The sequence below is a fragment of the Paenibacillus koleovorans NBRC 103111 genome (assembly GCF_004000845.1).
GTDB classification, from domain to species: Bacteria; Bacillota; Bacilli; order Paenibacillales; family NBRC-103111; genus Paenibacillus_AA; species Paenibacillus_AA koleovorans.
This window is the reverse complement of the sequence record NZ_BIMA01000023.1, coordinates 23,309-41,868: the sequence shown is the minus strand read 5'-3', so window position 1 is coordinate 41,868 and position 18,560 is coordinate 23,309. Positions and strand designations below refer to the sequence as shown.

Here is an 18,560-nt window from a genome sequence, read left to right as displayed (position 1 = left end):
TGTGTCGAATCTTGATTCGTAGAGTTGTCCCGCACGTTACTCCCATATGAACTCTGTTCTAACTGCAAGTAATCCAGACGGGTGCTCATCGCTTTCGCCTCAGCAAGCATACGTAGAACCGTATCATAAATGAGGCGAAATTTTTCGCATTAACCGCTTGCTGGCCACGGAAACATGCCCCAGAGGGTAGGGTGCGGGATGGCCGTGACTTGGTTTAAAAACCTCGGCAAACGGGCTCCTGGAGGCGAGATCGTGGTCTCCACGGGTTGAAGCTGGGGTTTGTTGGTGTTGCTCATTTAGGAGCTAATAGAGGCAAATATTCCGATCATAATGAACATGATTAGTCACATGGTAGACAGTAAACGGTTACATATTTTAACCACGAGATGTATGGAAGCAAGCTGCAAAAGAAATAAGAGCCAGCTTTTGTAACGGGCTCTTGCATTACTGTGTCTCTAGCTAATTTGGTTTCTTTAGAGACTCGATTTCCGAAACAGACAGTCCAGAGGCTGTAGCAATAATAGAAGGCTCAATACCCAGTGCTAATAAGTCTACGGTCATCGCAATAGCTCTCTTTCTCTCCCCTTCTGCCAGTGCTCCCTCAATCATGGAAGCTTCATCGTGTAGATATTTCTGCCTATCCTCGTACATCCGGCGTGCCTCTGCATCCTGACTAAGAAACTCTAGCGTATCCATGGCTTTCTTTAATACGGATTCGTTCATGGCCAGCACCTCCCAGTTGGATTTGTCCACACCGTTCAAGCAATTGCTTGAAAACCAATGGCGAGCTTGAACGTTGGAACTCTTCTCAAGGTATCCTTTGACGCTGATCCACAGTTCTTTGCCTTGACGATCTATGGCAATAATATCCTTTCCAGAAGTTCGGGAGGTGGTGTCAGCACGCCGTGAAGACGACGCAACGCCGTGAAACTCCATCGGTCCCCAACGCCCCGCACGAAAGCCGGATGAAACTTGCCGATTGGCATGAAACGTTACTGCTATGTCCCGATCAGTTGTTCCCGATCAGTCCGAGCCACTGCCAGTACGGAATGCTCAGCAGCACGGCCGCGACGACGGCCAGCGCATATCCGAAGGCCGCCAGCTGTCCCTGGCGATGGGTGAACGTTTTTCCTTCGGAGCTGTAGTAAGCCGCCAGGTAAGTGGGTGACTGGTAGGCGAAGAAGAACGGATCGGTGCATAGCAAAATGACGAATACGAGCACCCACGGATGAATCCCTTGCGCGCTTGCCAACGGCAACAAAGCCGCAACGAGCAAAATCACGGCGGGATCGTCCCGGACGATCAAGGTGACCAGGAAACAAATGACGATTACCGAGGAAATAAACAAGTAAGGCGAAGAGAGAAAAAAGGTCATGTGCGCACCCAGATAGGAAGAAAGCGCATCGGCGATGCCGAGTTCGCTCACGGCGCCCGCGAAGCTGAAAGCGATGCCGAGAAACAGCACGAATGTCCAGTCGATGTCGGTGGATATCGTCTGGCGGTCCAATGTGCCGGAGAGGACCAACACGACAAACGCCGCGAGCATCACCCAGGTGCTGTCAATGCCGTGCAGCGGCTGCAGCATCATCAAACCGACAGCCCCGAGCACGGTCGAAACGGCGACGATTTCCCCTCTCGACAGCGGCCCGATGAGCCGAAGCTGCTCATCCAATACTTCGACGGAGATCGGCCGCGGCGCTTGCGTTCCCCGGGACGACAGCAGCAGCATAAGGAGCAGAATCGCGCTGAACAGCACGAACGCCGGAAGTGCATACAAGAACCATTGCAGCCATGCGACCGGTTCGGCACCGGACAGTCCGTAAGCCATCATGTTCGTGTAGGAACCCGTCATGACGAACGGAGCGGTGAACCCGTAGAACAGCATCGCCGCCATGCCGAGGCCCGCCGCGCCGCGGCTGTTGTCGGCAAAGCCCATCGATTCGGCCAGCGTACGGGCAATGGGCACGCCGAGCGCCACCTTGGCGGAGGAGGAAGGGATAAGCGGATTCAATACCGAGCCTGCTGCGACGATTCCCATCAGTTGACCGCGGTAGCGCGGCGGAAACCGTTTCAGCGCATTCAGGGCGACCCGATACAGGATGCCCGATTTGGTTATCGCCGCACTGAGCGCCATAATAAAAACCATATACAGCCACGTGGTCGAGGAGAATCCCGACAACGCCACTTCCGGATCGACCAGGCCGCCGAGCACCCAATACGCAAGCATGCCCAAGGCAACGATATAATCCGGAATCAGATTGACGATCCACAGGATGACCGCCGCTATGGCGACGCCTACGAATATCATCGCATGCCGCGACAGCCCCGCGAACGGATCGAGCCAGTAGAACAAGCCGATGCTGAACAGCGCTGCCGCTATGGCGGCTATTCCCGCCCAACCGCTGCGATTGGCCAGCTTGCCCGCGTTCTCCGCTTGCAGCTGGCTTTTGTTCCGGGCCAGCTTCTGCTTGGCGAGACCGAACGACTTGCTGTCAGCCTGGCCTGTGGCGGCGGCGCCGTTTTCCGAGACGGCCATCCACTCGGCCAGCTTGAGGTACTCCAGCGCTTGCTGCCCGTAATTCAAGCGGTTGCACAAATCCGCGCCCCATTCGTACAAGGAGGCGAGCTGCGCGGGCGAATAAGCGGCTGCCTGCGTGTTCAGCGCGTTTTCGATAATCGACAGACCGCTTTTGGCTTTCGAGGCGTCTTCCAGGCAATACGGGATATACAGCTTGATAGCGGCGTAGCGGGAAGTGAGCGGCTCCAGGGGGCAACGGTCCAGTACATGCCGGATGTCCCGCCGCTGTTTGTCGGACAGGATGTCTCCGGCCCGTTCGATCACATCGAGGGCAGCGGCCCATTCGTCCTTGTCCGCGTAAATGTCGGCCGCCGCCGCCCAATCGCCTGCCGCTGCGTGGAAGGCAACCGCCGCGTCAGTCCACTGCTTCTTTTGGGCATAGCCGAAGATGGCGTTGGCCAGCCCGGCAAGCACGGGCCGTTCCTCTTTGGAAAGCGACACCCACTCGCCATCGTCCCCGTCGACGTGCAGAAAATGCCCGATTTCGGGGTGAGCGCTCCACTGCTCCTCGAGCGAAATCGACCATTGCCGCCGAATCAGGCTGCGGCTGACCCGCGGAAATTCGGCGCACCACAGCAGCATGTGGGCGACGGGCTCCGGAAGCTTGTCCAACCGGTCGGCCACCTGCTGGGCCTTCTCTCCTTTGCCCTCATGAAGCCGTTCATTCGTCGCCATCAGCCGCTTCGACAGCAGCCGGATAAAATAACGCGACAAGGCCGCTTGTTCGGTAATCAGCCAATCGAACGTTTCGCGGTCAATCACATACAGACGCAAATCCGTCGCAGCAATCGCCGTCGCCGTCCGGGCTTCGCCGGTCAGAAGCGCCATTTCGCCAAAGGCGCTTCCCTCTCCCAATGTCGCCATCGGCAGCCCGATTCCTGCCGAAGCGGCCGAGAACAAATCCAGCTTGCCGCTTTCGATAATATACAGGCAATCGCCGGCATCCCCTTGTCGAAACAGAGTCGTTCCGATCGGAATGTCCTGCTTGTTCAGCTTGCCCAGCAGCTTGGCCAATTCAATTTTGGTCAAGTCGCGGAACATCTCAATTTGCTCTAGCGCCATGATTTTTCTCCCGTTGTCGTAGGATAAAATTATCTTTTCTTCTGGAAGCCGGATGACGAAGACCCGGTCAGCCGGCCAATTCGCGTGCGGCGCGCCGCCGCTACAGCGGTTCCCCTTTCTCCAGCTTGTCGACGAACTCGCGGATTTTGCGCTCTCGCGTCTCCGCTTTTTTGACGTTCTGCAGGCGGAACAGGATGGTGTACCTGCCGGACTTGGTCAGCGACTCGTAGCGTTCCTTCGCCTTCGCGTTAAGGGCCAGCGCAGCGGCCAAATCGTCCGGCACTTCGGCGCTGCTCGCCGGCGCGTACGCCCTGTCCCACTGGCCGCCGGCTTTGGCGATCTCGATCGTGCGGAGGCCGGCCGGCTGCATTTTGCCGCTTGCGATGAGCCCCTCCACCTTGGCCACGTTCACCTGCGACCAGATGCTCCTCGCTCCGCGCGGCGTGAAGCGCTGCAAATACGTGCGCTCGTCGAACTTGTCCTTCTGGCTGTCCACCCAGCCATAGCACAATGCGACGTCCAGCGCCTCCAGATAGGTGACGGACACGATCCCCGAGCCCTTCTTCGCAATCTGCAGCCACATGCCCGGGGACGACACGTGGTTATCGGCGAGCCAAGCTTCCAGATCGTCTTGTGTGGCGAACAGCCGAATCGGCAGCCCGTCTTTTCGTTCCATTCGAATCGCCTCCTCGTTGTTACTTTCATTTCGCCGGCGGAAGGTCAATACCTGCCACATGCGGCCGATTCGATGTTGAACCTCTCTCCTCTGCCCATTACAATATAGTCAAAAACGTGCATGAGAGGAGATCTAATCCGTATCCACTGCCGATCACGCATGCGCTGATCCGTGGATGCCCGAGCTGACGCTGACCGGCGATTTTTACGACGCAGGCGGGTGCGATCGTGGGGCCGCGCACGCCCGATGCGTACGAGCTCGTTTACTTTCCGCCGAATGGGCCATCCGAAAGGATGGCCCTAAAACTTGCCGTTACAGACCGGTTTTCTTGCTCTTACCGTCACGACTGTCCGTTCCAGCCGTTACTCGCCCCTTACTGCCGCGAGCCGTTGGAGCCCTCCCCTCAAACCAAACCTGCGTTTATTTTTCCAATTCGAGCTTTACCGTTAACTCGCTCAGTAGTTTAATATCGGTTTGAGTCATGGTACCGAGCACATAAGGCTGCAGAGGATCCAATGGCGGGTATTCCAGTAAATAATCATAAGAAGTATCGCTTAGTCGCGTTCGCTGTCCGTTATCCGAAATAATCAGCTGACCGTCAGCCGTTTCCAACCACAATGAGGCGGTTTGCGTATAGGGGACCTTTCCTTTGACTTCGTAATAAATCAGCGTTTTGTCATTCATAAACACTACATTTTTTACAATTACTTCTCCAACCTTCCCTTGAGACAAAACAATAGGAAATTCATTTGTTAACTTGGACGTTACGGTTTTAATTTCATTCTGATGCGCAAGCAAATGATAAGGCGTCACATAAAGCTCTTTCGTGCCGCTAGGAAGCGGAGCGAAACGAACGGTTCCTCTCGATATGCCATCTTTGTCGGTTGAAAAGCGCAAATCCAGATATTGAATCTGCATGCCTCGCTCATCCTCGAGCTGAAAGAGGAGCCAGTCCTTGTCTCCAAGAAATTCGAAGTTCAGCATAGTGGTTACAGGCGTTAGTAAATAGCTTGTTAATCGGAACTGTCCATCCTTTGACTTGGCCCTATGTCCATCTGCAAGTGTTTTATATTGACTATTCCCTATAGCCTTGTTGGTAATTGAGGAATGGAAGCTCCATTCGCCTGCAACCCGATTTTGCTGAGCGGAATGGTCGTCCTTAGGCCCTGTCACTTCGCCGATTTTTAATTCTAGTTCAAAGCTATGTTTAGCTTCCACTCCCAACTGATCGATGTCGAGTGTCAGGATGCCAACGGATTGGTTGGCGTTTATTCGATGCGGTTTTGTTCCAAGGGCAGCTCCAGATTGCGGAACGCCGTTTATTTTGACGGAAGCCTTCCCTAAAAACAATAAATTGTCGACCTGCTCGGAATGGATTTCATAACCAATCGATAGTCGGGCCCCATCGTAAATGACGTCTTGCAGCTTGATGGTAACGCCATTGTCACTTGCTTCTTCGTTGATTAACGAAGTCAACCCGTAGTTCTGACTGTTAATAATTCCGCTATCGCCGGCAAATGAAAAGACATTTCCTTTAAATATTTTGCCCACGATTGGAATTTTCCGTAATTGCTCAGCTGAAGCGGGGAATGACGATAAGGTGACGAAAAGCAAGACTAAAGCGAAGATGGAGTAGCCTGCCGCAAACAGCGTTCTTCGGAGGGTTGACTTGTTTGTTTTCTGCGTCTTTCTCTCGACGTGCACTTCCAACACTCGGGTTTGCAATTGGAGGAGCGGCAGTTTGGTTTCTTGAAATTTATGCTTTAACTCCTGTTCAAAAGTATGAAAAGCTTCGCTCATCCTCGCCTGCCCCCTTATCCGCTAAGTAACTTTTTAACTTCTTCATTGCCCGTTCATATCTCTTGCGCACCGCCGAATAGCTTATGTCGAGTTGCTCTGCTAGTTCTTCGAACCGATGTTCTTCAACAATTCGCAGCAAAATAATATGGCGTTCCTTGGGGGCAAGCCGCAGCAACGCTTCTCGCAGCTCCACATTGTATTCCAGACCCTCGGTTGGCCGATCCGTTTGGAAAACCGGTATCGAGCGCGAAAACAGGTGTAATATTCGGTCATGAATTTGGGCTCTCTTGAGCTTGTTTAGACATTCATGGTAAGCGATTTTGTACAACCATGCACTAAAAGAGGTGCCTTCGCGATACTGCTCCAGCCGTTCGAGTCCTTTCACGAATACATCTTGTGTTACATCTTCGGCCTCTTGCAGCTGTCCAAGCATATGGAAGCAATATTTAAATATGGGCTGCTGATAATTCGCCACTATCGTTCCGTAACGATCCTTGTCCCCGTTCTTCACTGCCCGTACCATCTGATCCGCGTCAGCCAACTCCATGGTTTCCCTCCCTGCGAATGGACTATGTTTTCGTATGTATAACAATCAAGCAGGTGTATTTGGGACAAGGGTCTTGGTACGGAGTCAAATCTATGATATATGTAAGATATTGGATTTGATCCGGCTTTCAGAGATACAAATCGGAAGAATCACTCTTCCATATACCAAGGATAAACTACTCCGTGAATTTCAGATACGTGAAACATTGGAGTATAGTTGTTAGATGGCAGCACCAGGAAAGGAGCAAGGCAGACGATGTTGAAGTCTAGCGGGAAATGGCTCGGGGCGGCACTTGCTCTCTTTCTATTGAACGGATGGATCAACCTATCGCTGATGCAAGGGTGGAAGGACGGGCGGGATGTGCTCGACCAGCTTCGCTATCGTTTGGATGACGCCGCTTTTATTCTGTTGTTTGGGATCCTGGCGCTCGTCTTCTGGGCGATGTTCGCCGTTCTCCCAAGGGAGCGCGGTTACTTGTATTTAGGGATGATCTCGCTGCTGACCTCGTTGCAGCTGTTCTGGGATTGGGATGACAAAGTGCTTTTGTTCGGACCCTGGCCGGACGTTCCCCACGGATCGCTGCTCGTCAAATGTAGCATTACGTTCCTGTTTTTCTCCTTGGCCGCTTATATGCTGAAAACCGGGAGTCAACCGATCACTAGGGCTTTTCGTTGGGCAGGCGGGATGCTGTGGACGGCCATTCTCGCGGCGCTGCTGTTGTCAGGCGGGGATTCCTTGTTTGTCGGGCTGAACTTTCTTTTTCTGGCGCATGTGTTCTTCAATATGGCGCTCTGCATCTGGCAGTTTATCACCTTGCTTCGACTCCAAGGGCAGCTAGAGGAACTGCGGTTTATCGGGTTGGGCTTCCTCCTGTTCTCGATCGTCCTTCTGCCGGATCCCGTAAAGGATTTGCTGGAATTGATCGAGGGGCGCAGCCTCGGTTACCTTCCGGTGTTCTGGGAGCAATGTCTGGAGGATACGTTCGCTTGGGCTCTGCTATCGCTGCTGGTGGTATTCGGGATCGTCTTTTTCCGCCGATTCGTGCAGACGATGAAGGACAATCAGGCCGTTTCCGAAGAGCTGAAGCTGAAAAATGCCGCGCTGGAGCTGGAAGTGGAAACCCGCCAGCGGCTGGACCAGCTGTTCTCCGTTCTGCTTCGGACGTACCGGACAGCGGATTTGGAGCAAGGCGTGCTTCGGGAAGGACAACGCTATTTTCAGCGGTACGCCTTTGCCATGGTCAAATACGATGAAGCGGCGAATACGGTCGGCTTTGAAGGGATCGATGGCCCGTTCTCTCCGGGACGGAATATGGAAGAGTCGCTGCGCGCCGAGGGGAGTCGCTTAGCTTCCGGAGAGGTGTTGGTTACTCCTGGAATGGTATTGGGGGCAGCGGGACGCGCAGGCGATAGCATGCTCTTCTTGGCGGTGTATTTCAAGGATGGCGGTTTGCTCACTATAGGAGAAAGGGAAACCTTCGCCCTGCGGCTCATGTGCAAATATGTTTCGCTCTTCTATGAATATTTCCAATTGATCGAAAGCCGGTTCAAGGAACTGGAGCAAAGACCGGCGGAGCGTGCGCCTTGGCTGTCCAAGCTGTTTATGCAAATCGCTGAGAAGGAAAGGAAGCGGCTGGCCTCCGATCTTCACGACGAAGTGTTGCAGGAGCTGTTGCATATCCGCCGCATCCTGGATCGCACCCCTGCCGAGCCCTCGCTGCGACAGGAACAATACGAGCAGCTACGAATAGGGCTGGATAACGCGGAATATATGATTCGGGAAACGTGCCGGGAGCTGATGCCTTCCTTCCTGCAGGATCGTGGCATCCTGCACGCCATATCCGGCCTCGTGGAGAAAACGCGACTGCGGGCGGATTTTCAGCTGGAATTTCAGGCGCTTCCGATCAAGGTCTCGCTTAATGATGATCAGATGACGGCTCTCTACCGGGTTGTGCAGGAGCTGATCAACAATGCGGTCAAGCATTCGGAAGCAGGCCGGGTCACGTTGGAGATTGAGCAGTTGGATCAGGCTGTGCATATTCGATACGAGGATAACGGGAAAGGCATGGATACCGGGGCGATCTTATCTTCCACGAGCCGACTGGGGATCAAAGGCCTTCAGGAGCGCATTCGCATGCTGGGCGGGCAAGTCTCGATAGATTCGGAGCCTGGCCAAGGGGTTGCCGTCCGCTGCTCTATTCCGCTCTAGCAGCTGCCGGTTGCCGCTTGTAGCCGCCGCTCTCTAACCGAGCTTACACTTCCAGGCTCAGCCATTTCTGCTCGATCCCCTTCATCACGGCTTCCTGCCGCGAGGCGGCACCCAGCTTCTCAAACAACCGCGAAATCGTATATTCGACATTGCGCTGGCTCATGAATAGCCGGTCCGCAATGTCTTTATTTTTATTTCCTTGGGCGATCAGCTTCAGGACCTCCACTTCTTTTTCCGACAACGACTTGTTCCCTGCACCGGATTCCACAGGCTGGATTCCATGGAAGCTGTCTTTCGTTCTCAGCTTCCTTGCGAGGTGCACGGGAAGGACCGTTAGCTGGTGCATCGCCAAGTGAATACAATGGATAAATTCCTGCTCTCCGAGCGATTTTTCCATAATACCGGTTACTCCGAGATCAATCAGCTTATCATAATGCTCCGCAATATCTTCTCCGGTTAAAATGACGATGGTCGCCTCCGGATCACGACGAAGAGCCGCTTCCGATAGTTCAAAGCCGCTCATCCCCGGCAGCTTCAAGTCAAACACGAACAGATCGAATGGACACTGCTCCATCCGTTCCAACGCCTCCGTCCCTCTGGAGGCGGTAGTGACGCGATACCCGTGTCTTTCCAGGATTAGGGCGGTTCCGGCTAAAAATGTTTTGTGATCATCCACCAATAATAGATGCTTCATCCCAAACCTCCTGCGCTCACACTCGAATATTCCTATTTTACTATATCGATGACTTGTGGAAACCACAAACGTAACGGTTCAGACCGCAAAAACAACCTCCCTATTCCGAAGTGCGATTTGCGCGGTTTGCGGCCGTGATTTCGGTGTGAGATCCCGGATGCCATGCTATCGTAAAGATGTGAAATCGAAGAAGAGGTAGGGTGGAACTATGGAGAATCGTTTATTTTATCTGGATCGGTTAAAAGTGTTCTTGACGGTGTTGGTTGTGCTGCACCATACCTCGATCATCTATGGCGGGGCGGGCAGCTGGTATTACTATGAACCGCAGGACAGCATCGTGGCTCAAGCGATTTTGTCGACATTTACGGCGGTGAATCAATCATTTTTTATGGGGTTGTTTTTTTTCGTTTCCGGTTATGTCACCCCGGCTTCCTTCGACCGACAAGGGAGCTTGAGCTTCCTGAAGTCACGCCTCTTGAGGTTCGGTATACCGATCTTGTTTTACATGCTGATCCTGGTTCCCCTTCTAGGGTATGTATCCACGGGGTACGACGGATCGTTCGTCTCCTTTTTTAAAGAACAGGTACTGCCTTCTCCCCTTCAGGGAATCCAAGCGTTTGCCGTCGGGCCGTTGTGGTACCTGGAGGCGCTGCTGATTTTCTATGTGGGGTATGCCCTATACCGCAAGCTATTCCAAGGCCGGCCCCGCCGCAAACCTCTTATGCTGACCCCGCGCTTGATGACAGGCTATGTAGCGTTCGTTGTTGCGGCGAATTTTCTTGTACGCTTGGTATACCCGGTCGGAACCGAATGGCTGAACCTGCAGTTGGGCTATTTCCCGGCCTATATCGGCTTATTTATGGCCGGGATTGCAGCATATCGAGGCAATTGGCTCCAGCAACTGGATGAACGAACGGTTCGCAAATGGAGATGGCCGGTCTTATTGATGATCCTCATGCTTCCGGCCGGGATGGCTCTGGGAGGTGCATTGGAAGGCGATACTTCCGTGTTCATGGGAGGAATGAGCTGGCAAGCGGCCTTTTACGCCGTACTGGATCCGCTGATGGGATTGGGGATCTCCCTCCTGTTGCTTATCTGGTTCCGCAATCGTCGGAACGGTACTATGACCAGGTTCACCGGATGGTTATCCGCCCATGCCTTTCTCGTTTACATCCTTCATGCGCTGGTTGTAACTTATACCGCCTTTGCGTTCCGGCATCTAATCTGGCCGCCAATGTTGAAATTCGTGCTCGTCGGCAGTATTGCCGTTGTGCTGACTTATTCGGCGGCATCGCTGCTTCGTAGGATTTCCTTGGTCAAGAAAGTCGTTTGACCGGCATGGAAATCACAGCAGATCAGTGCGCGGAAGGTCGCGTATTGTCCGGCTAATGTCGGAGGGCAGCTGCATCGTCATTTTTGTCCCGCGATCTTCCTCGCTCTCCACGACTACGCCGTATTCAGGACCAAAGATAATCTGGATTCTGCGATGGACGTTTTGAATGCCGATGCCCAACGTTTTGCTGAATCCGGATTCCGTTTCTTTGAGCGAGGCTTGAATCTCCGCTAATTTCGGAGCTGGAATTCCAGCTCCGTTATCCTCGACGGTAATGCACAAATAGTGGGTGTCCAGATGGGCGGAAATGATAATTTTTGCATGGGGCCGATTCCGTATGCCATGCTGCAACGCGTTTTCCACCAACGGCTGCAAGGAAAGCTTGACCATTTCCCGGTCCATGAGCAGCGCGGGAATGTGATATTCGATCGGGGGTTTCTTCTGAAACCGGTGCTCATGAATAAATAAATAGTTTTCAATATGATTCAACTCGTCCGAGAGCGCAACAATTTCCATATTTCGGATTGAATATCGGAACATATTAGAAAGCGCCTCGGTCATCTCTGAAATATCGTCAGCTTCCTTCAGTATCGCGTAGGAATTGATTGTACCGAGCGTGTTGTGCAGGAAGTGAGGATTAATTTGATACTGCAGTGCTTGTAATTCGAGTTGCTGTCTTTCCAATTCGGTTTGCTTGGTTTTCAACTCGGATTTGTAAAGCTGCTCCAGCAAAGTAGACAAGCGATCGACCATAGCGTTGTAATTTTTGACGAAGCTATCGATTTCCTCAATGGACGAGGAAAGGGAGATTTTGCTCCATTGTTCAAGATCAACCCGCCTCATGCCCCTTTGTATTTTCGCAAGCGGCCGGGAGATGCTGCGTGTGAACAGGAGCGCCAGCATCATCGAAATCAGCAGCGCGGACATGCCGATGCCAAGCGTCGTTTTTTTAATGACGGAAGCGGGTTCGAGAATAAGGGAGTAAGGCGTTGTGGCTAAAATCTTCCATCCGGTGAAATTGGACGTATTAAAATGAAACAGGGTCTGCTCCTTGTTGAACGCCTCTACGAAAGTGCCGTCTGATTGATTTTGCAAATGCGTCCAGATGGTCGAGTTGTTCAACTCGGTACCGATCATCTGCTTGTCGGGATGGTAGATAATGCGGCCCTGGTCGTTCATGATGAAAAACGTATGCTGGCTGAAGTTGGCTACATCCCACAGCTCTTCGAGCGCCGAAGCGCGGACGTCGATCCGTAGAATGCCTTTGGGCTCAAAGCCGAATCTGCCGCGCAGTTGGCGGCTGATGCTGATTACGTATTGATCGCGGAGTGTTAGGCTGGGGTTGATGTCAATGACGGCACGGCCCGTGTTGGGAGTCGAATTCAGCACGTCCCGATAAATATTCGGGATGACCAGGGTTTCGAGATAAGGTCGATTCGACATCGCAATTTTCCCGTTTTCCCCGATGAGCATGATCAGCTCAATCTCATGGTGCTGCAACGACATCTGGTTAATGATATGTGTGATCTCGTTGTATGAGCCTAAATCGACCATCTCCGTTCTATTCAAATCCAACATCGCTTTGACGTGATTATTGGCCAGCAGCGCAAGCGAAGTCAATTCGTATTCGTCAATGAAGCGGTCGGTTTGGGCCAGCGTGTTCCGAACGATATGATTCAGATAGTCTTCCGCCTGATTGAACATCTGGGTTGTCGAGTGACGATAAATAATATAGCTGACCAAAGAAAGCGAGAAGAAAATAATAATCGTGAAATAAAGAATAAGTCGTTGGAACAGGCTCATTTTTTTCAACGATCTCTTCATGGTTAATCAATTCCCATTTGGGATCGATAATCCGAAGGGCTGATTCCGGTGTACTTTTTGAAGGTTTTGCTAAAATGCGGGTGATCGACACACCCTATTTTATACGGAATGTCGACAATACGAACATCTCTTTGCAGCAGTAGCTCCTTGGCCAGCTCCATTCGCAGCCGGGTCCGGAATTTGACGAACGATTCTCCGGTTTCCTGCTTGAACAATTGGCTGAAGTAGGTCGGGGCCAGCCCGAGCTTGGAGGCGACCATTTCGAGCGACATTTCTGTGTTCAAATGGTTCGTAATATAGGCCTTGGCAACTTCTATAGGATCAAGCTCTTTGCTTTTCCGTTTCAGCCTGATTTCCTCGATAAACAGCCTGCCCATCTTCATCAATTTCTGATTGGCTTCCGCCGCGTGCGGCGCGTTAATTAGCGCCATGCCAGGGTCCAGCGTGTTCCCGCCGCGCGAATTCAGGCGCGTAATCAGTCTATTGAGGATATGGGTCAGCAATTGAAGATAATACGTCAAATTCAGACTCCGCTTGCTCATTTGGGCAACCCACGATTCCAATGCGGCCTGCATGCCAGGTTCGTCGAGTGACCAGATATGCTCCTCCAACTGCGTGATGATCGCTTCCATTTCCTCCGGTCCAACAAATTGTCCCTTGCTTTTATCTAAATTTTGAACCAGTCGATAGAGGGTGTCTCTGAGTGTTTTTTTTGTAATCGGTTTCAATAAATAGTCTTTGACGCCGAAGGAAATCGCCTTTTGGGCGTAAGGGAAATCATCGTAGCCGGAAATAATGACCCACTGCGTCGCCGTCGCTGTCGGATGCCATTTCTCGATCAGCGCGAGTCCCGAAGGACCATCCATTTCAATATCGGTAAACACTACATGAAACGAATGCTGTCGCAGTAAGCTGTCGGCCTCTTCAAAGCCGCTTGCTTCGAATATCGTCCGTTCGTTCAAGCCGTCTATATCGTCGATTCGCTCCAGCAACGCGTGCAGCCCTTTGCGAATCATCGGTTCATCTTCCACGATCAGAATCAGCACCATTCATCATCCTTCCTGCAACGATGCCCCGCTAAATTCCGCCGGTTCAATCTATCGCCATCTTAGCACAGAACGTGAACCCTCGTAAATTGGACACCTAAAATCACCCTACCTGTATCTTAAAAAAACACATCAGCTGCAATATTTCTGACATTGCTGTATTTGCATGCAACATATTACGATGATGGAGCAATCAACAAAAGAACCGACCTGATGGAGGAGTCGAAAATGCATGTGGAAGCGCAAGCCATAAAGGCATCACAAAGAAAACGCAGCACCCTTAGCAACTTGTGGAAATATCGGGCGCTCTATTTCATTTCTTTGCCAGGTTTGATTTATTTCGCTATATTCAAATACGTTCCGCTCGCAGGAAATGTCATTGCCTTTCAAAATTACAACATCTTCCGAGGCGTGTTCAAAAGCCCGTGGGTAGGATGGGACCATTTCAAGCGAATGTTTGACTATGCGGACTTCCATCAAATTTTGGCAAATACGCTGCTGATCAATTTGTACGATCTGCTGTTTGGTTTTACGGCCCCGATTGTCCTTGCTCTCCTGCTGAACGAGGTTAGGAGGACGGCGTTTAAGAGAGTGATTCAGACGACTATATTCATGCCGCATTTTTTGTCGTGGGTCATAATAAGCGGTATCTTCATTGGCATTTTGTCCCCTAGCACAGGCATCATCAATCAAGTGCTGGCGTGGATCGGCATGGAACCCATCTATTTCATGGCGAAGGAGCAATTCACTCGCTCGATTATCGTCGTTTCCGGCATATGGCGTGACTCGGGATGGGGAATCATTGTTTATTTGGCTGCGCTCGCCGCGATCAATCCGAATTTGTACGAGGCAGCCGAGATTGACGGGGCAAACCGGTGGCACCAAACGATTTACATTACGTTTCCGGCTATATTGCCTACGGTTACGGTATTGTTTCTGCTGAATATCGGGAATTTCCTCGATTTCGGATTCGAGCGCGTGTATGTATTTTTGAACCCGTTGAATAATCAGACAGGGCAAATCTTCGATACTTACATTTATGAAGCCGGTCTGCGGAGGGGACAATTCAGCTATACGACTGCGGTTGGATTGTTCAAATCCGTATCGGGCCTGGCGTTGCTCGTGATCACAAACTGGCTCAGCAAGCGGGCGACCGGAAACAGTCTATACTAAACGTAAGGAGGGCACATCATGTATTGGAGAGCTAGTCCCGGGAGAAAAGTGTTCATCGCATTCAACACCGTCTTCTTGATTGTCGCCGCTGCGCTGTGCTTGATGCCGGTCATTCATGTATTATCGCAATCGTTCAGCGGATCAGGCGCCATCCAGAGAGGGGAAGTTCTTTTTTGGCCGGTCGAATTTACGTTGAGTAACTACCAGCACATTATGAAGGATCAATCCATTCTGCGGGCATTCGGAATATCAGCGTTTCTCGCCACATTCGGTACATTCGTCAATCTGTTGCTGACGGCTTCGCTTGCCTATCCGTTATCACGGCCCGAGTATTCGGGGAGAAAGGTGATTCTGTTCCTGATCATGTTCACGATGATCTTCAGTCCTTCGCTCATTCCTGCTTATTTGCTAGTACAGAAGCTCGGGTTGCTCAACAGCCTGGCGGCGCTCATTATCCCGTCTGCCATCAGCGCGTTCAATTTCTTCATCATGCGGTCGTTCTTCATGAACATTCCGTCTGAGCTGATCGACTCCGGCCGGATCGACGGCTGCTCCGAGCTGCGGATTTTGTCTTCCATTGTGCTGCCGCTGTCCAAGCCGGCGCTCGCTACACTTAGCATTTTCTATGCGGTATCTCATTGGAATTCCTATCTCAACGCATTGATGTACATCGAAAACCGGAAATTGTACCCTCTGCAAATCAAACTCAGGCAGTTGCTGATCGAGGATAAGAGCACGTTCGACGTATCGACGGAATTATCGATGTACATGTCTCCCGAAGGGGTCAAGATGGCGGCGATTATGGTCGCTTCGCTGCCGATCATTGCCGTGTATCCGTTCGTTCAGAAATACTTTGTGAAGGGCGCACTGCTTGGCGGGATTAAGGGATAAGGTTCGTTCCGAACTTAAAAAACACCAAGTCGACATTACTTTTTCACATATAAATTTAGTAATCGTCATGTTAAGTTGAAGCTGTAAGCGGATTCAAATTTTGAGAAAAAGGGGACGATGAGCAAATGAAGAAAATTTTGGTTGTGGCGTTTGTTTTCCTGATTGCGGTCTCGCTCGTGGCTTGCAGCGGGACTCCCGCTGCAACGGAGCAGCCGGTTGCGAAGGAGGATTTGCCTCCGCTGGAATTTACGATTTCGATGCGGGACTTCAACAATCCGTTTGTGGTAGGTCTGCCGGATATCAACAAGGAACCGAACAAGGTGAAGCTGGAGGAGCTTACGAATACGAAGTTCGATATTCGCCTGATCCCGAATGCGCAGTGGGTTGAACGCATGAACGTCATGTTCGCATCGGGTGACATTCCGGATATTGTGAACGCCGGGTCCTATCTCTTCGGTCCCGAATTGGCCGGCGCGATCGAGAACGATGTCTTCCTGCCGCTGAATGACTTGCTGAAGAAGCACGGACCCAATCTGTTGAAGGTCGTCCCCAAGGCAGCCTGGGACGCGGTAACATATAACGGCAAAATCTATGCAATCCCGGATTACCTGAATAATCCGAACCGCAGAGCGATGAATGTTCGGATGGACTTGGTGAAAAAAGCAGGGCTCGGTACTCCTCGTACGCTGGACGAGTATGTGCAAGTGTTGCGAGCCTTCAAATCGATGGGCGTCGAGCAGCCGTTCGTGATGCGCGCCAACTTCAAATATTCGGATACATTCTTCGGCGCCTTCGACGCGCTGCCTTATCAGTGGGAATATTACAACGGCAAAGTAGTGCCAAAGTTTATGGCGGGCAACAAAGGCAAAGAAGCCGTGGCGTTCCATCGCAAGCTGTATGAAGAAGGCTTGATTCACAAGGAATTTGTTACGTTGACGGCAACGGATTCCACCAATGCGATTCTGGCCGGCAAAGGCGGCATGTGGTCGATGAACGGATCCGATTTTATCGGACGGGAGAAAGAAGTGAAGGGGAATGTGCCTGGCGCGGAGGTGGCGATCATCCCGTCGCCGACAGGTCCTGACGGTAAAGGCGGGCACTTCATATACGATCCTTCCATTATGGCCTTCTATTTCAACGCAAGAACCAAAGTCGATGTCGGCCGATTGATCGAATTTATTGATTGGCAAGTGACGCAAGAAGGTAAGAATTTCTTCACCTACGGCGGAGACCCCGCGCAATACAAGGCGCCTGCAAACAAGAAGGAGGAAGACGAGGAAGGTTACAGGGTCGGTTGGCTTTGGATGGTTAAGGAGAGAGACTTTAACAACCCGCTAGCTATCCTCAGAGAACCAAGCGGTCCAGGACTGGTCAAAGCGTTCGAGAACATCCTGTCCAAAGAGGGCAGAGACAGCATCAAGTTCATGTTGCCGCTGAAGGCGCTGTCCGCCAACCCGGATATTAATCCAGGAGTCGACACGCCGCCGCCGATCTGGATGGACGGAGTAGCGCGTATCATCGTCGGCGCCGCACCGATCGATTATTATGACACGATTATTCAGGAATGGCTCAAACGCGGAGGTCAGGCCGCAATTGACGAGGCGACGGCCTTGTATAACAGCAAATCAGGCCAAATTTATATTCCCTCCGGCAAGTAAGGATTGGCAACGAAGCCTATTGAAATGAACAAGACGGTCAGACTTCAGAGTGATTTGAGGTCTGACCGTTTATACCTTAGGGGTGCGAACAAATGAAGTATTTTATTTTAACCGATTTGGAAGGTGTAGCAGGTACGGATTCTTTTGCTCAGACAAGAACAGAGAACAGGGCCAGGAAGTATTCTTCCATGAAACAATTGGCTGCAGAAGCAAATGCTTGTATAGAGGGAATTCGATCGATTGATTCAGAGGCTGAGGTTGTTGTATGGGACGGCCATGGTTCGGGCGGGCTTGATGAGGAGGATTTAAGGGGGGCAACCTATATTCCTCCTCAGCAGAAGCCGTATTTTAACTTATCAGGATATGCGGCTATGTTATTCGTAGGTCAGCATGCGATGGCAGGTACGTTTCATGCCCCGCTATGTCACACCTTCAATTCGCGAAATATTGTTTATTACCGCTTAAACGATGTGTATGTCGGAGAATTTGCCGTAAGAGCTTTGGTAGCGGGCCTTCAAGGCGTGCCAACGATATTGCTGGCAGGTGATGACAAAGCTGCAGCCGAGGCGAGATGCTTTATTCCCGACATTGAATTGGCAGTAGTGAAGCGAGGGAAGGGGTTGGAGGAAGCAGAGCATCTATCTGCAGACGCAGCTTGCTCGCTTGTCCGTGAAGCATCGGCCAGAGCGGTGAGTCGTCATCAGGAAATAGAACCGTTTACCGCTTTTGCGGCGCCATTTATATTGGAAATTCGATATAATGAGCGGCCTTCTATGACAAAGTGGAACGAGAATCAGGCGGAATGGATAGATGACCGAACGATTCGCATCACTTCGGATTCTATAAACGATTTGCCCTTTTAAATGAACGCGAGAAAAGGCTTCCGCCGAGGGAGGCAAGGTGAACTAGAGTCGGGCTCAAGTGCTGAAAGGGGGTGTTGCCGGGCTGAGCCACATGGTTCAGCATGCTTGTCCATGCGCCGGGTCGCAAACTCAAGAGGTTGCTTCACTTCAAATGATGGCGCTTACAACAAACTTGAGGGAGGATCGATAATGAAGAGGGATAACCCG

At 51.6% G+C, this 18,560-nt stretch carries 14 protein-coding genes; 6 read left to right on the top strand and 8 right to left on the bottom strand.

Annotated features, from left to right (window positions below):
• Positions 1-459: 459 nt before the first annotated feature.
• The 5 genes from PKO02S_RS10280 to PKO02S_RS10260 form a co-directional block, all read right to left on the bottom strand.
• Entirely contained in the window at positions 460-936 is a 477-nt protein-coding gene (locus PKO02S_RS10280) for a PD-(D/E)XK nuclease family transposase (RefSeq protein WP_174819897.1), read from the bottom strand.
• A 73-nt stretch (positions 937-1,009) separates the two neighbouring features.
• Positions 1,010-3,640: an SLC13 family permease gene (locus PKO02S_RS10275; protein ID WP_127582135.1), complete on the bottom strand. Its 2,631-nt coding sequence runs from the start codon at positions 3,638-3,640 to the stop codon at positions 1,010-1,012.
• Positions 3,641-3,740: 100 nt separating this feature from the next.
• On the bottom strand, positions 3,741-4,316 hold the full coding sequence (locus tag PKO02S_RS10270; protein ID WP_127582132.1) for a YdeI/OmpD-associated family protein: 576 nt from the start codon (positions 4,314-4,316) through the stop codon (positions 3,741-3,743).
• Positions 4,317-4,736: 420 nt separating this feature from the next.
• Positions 4,737-6,116 (bottom strand): DUF4179 domain-containing protein, encoded by a 1,380-nt coding sequence (locus PKO02S_RS10265; protein WP_127582130.1) that lies wholly within the window; start codon positions 6,114-6,116, stop codon positions 4,737-4,739.
• Complete coding sequence (locus tag PKO02S_RS10260) at positions 6,091-6,663, bottom strand: RNA polymerase sigma factor (RefSeq protein ID WP_127582127.1); 573 nt, start codon at positions 6,661-6,663, stop codon at positions 6,091-6,093. The genes PKO02S_RS10265 and PKO02S_RS10260 overlap by 26 nt, the downstream gene beginning before the upstream one ends.
• A 255-nt stretch (positions 6,664-6,918) precedes the next feature.
• Between PKO02S_RS10260 and PKO02S_RS10255 the strand changes: the two genes are divergently transcribed.
• The gene (locus tag PKO02S_RS10255) at positions 6,919-8,871 is read left to right on the top strand and encodes a sensor histidine kinase (RefSeq protein WP_127582124.1); all 1,953 of its coding nucleotides are present in this window, start codon (positions 6,919-6,921) and stop codon (positions 8,869-8,871) included.
• Positions 8,872-8,914: 43 nt separating this feature from the next.
• Here the strand turns inward: PKO02S_RS10255 and PKO02S_RS10250 are convergent, their stop codons facing one another.
• Positions 8,915-9,565 (bottom strand): response regulator transcription factor, encoded by a 651-nt coding sequence (locus PKO02S_RS10250; RefSeq protein WP_127582121.1) that lies wholly within the window; start codon positions 9,563-9,565, stop codon positions 8,915-8,917.
• A 208-nt stretch (positions 9,566-9,773) separates the two neighbouring features.
• On the opposite strand from PKO02S_RS10250, the gene PKO02S_RS10245 reads away from it, so the two are divergent.
• Positions 9,774-10,898 (top strand): acyltransferase family protein, encoded by a 1,125-nt coding sequence (locus PKO02S_RS10245; protein WP_127582118.1) that lies wholly within the window; start codon positions 9,774-9,776, stop codon positions 10,896-10,898.
• 12 nt (positions 10,899-10,910) lie between these two features.
• Here the strand turns inward: PKO02S_RS10245 and PKO02S_RS10240 are convergent, their stop codons facing one another.
• Together PKO02S_RS10240 and PKO02S_RS10235 are read right to left on the bottom strand one after the other, a co-directional pair.
• Positions 10,911-12,722, bottom strand: coding sequence for a sensor histidine kinase (locus PKO02S_RS10240; protein ID WP_127582115.1), 1,812 nt, complete (start codon positions 12,720-12,722; stop codon positions 10,911-10,913).
• Between the two features lie 2 nt (positions 12,723-12,724).
• Positions 12,725-13,771: a response regulator transcription factor gene (locus PKO02S_RS10235; RefSeq protein ID WP_127582112.1), complete on the bottom strand. Its 1,047-nt coding sequence runs from the start codon at positions 13,769-13,771 to the stop codon at positions 12,725-12,727.
• A 225-nt stretch (positions 13,772-13,996) separates the two neighbouring features.
• Between PKO02S_RS10235 and PKO02S_RS10230 the strand changes: the two genes are divergently transcribed.
• The 4 genes from PKO02S_RS10230 to PKO02S_RS10215 all read left to right on the top strand — a co-directional run bounded on the left by PKO02S_RS10230 (position 13,997) and on the right by PKO02S_RS10215 (position 18,353).
• The gene (locus PKO02S_RS10230) at positions 13,997-14,941 is read left to right on the top strand and encodes an ABC transporter permease (protein WP_127582109.1); all 945 of its coding nucleotides are present in this window, start codon (positions 13,997-13,999) and stop codon (positions 14,939-14,941) included.
• 18 nt (positions 14,942-14,959) lie between these two features.
• Entirely contained in the window at positions 14,960-15,832 is an 873-nt protein-coding gene (locus tag PKO02S_RS10225) for a carbohydrate ABC transporter permease (RefSeq protein WP_127582106.1), read from the top strand.
• Between the two features lie 125 nt (positions 15,833-15,957).
• Entirely contained in the window at positions 15,958-17,490 is a 1,533-nt protein-coding gene (locus PKO02S_RS10220; protein WP_127582102.1) for an extracellular solute-binding protein, read from the top strand.
• A 92-nt stretch (positions 17,491-17,582) separates the two neighbouring features.
• Entirely contained in the window at positions 17,583-18,353 is a 771-nt protein-coding gene (locus PKO02S_RS10215) for a M55 family metallopeptidase (protein ID WP_127582099.1), read from the top strand.
• Positions 18,354-18,560 lie beyond the last annotated feature (207 nt).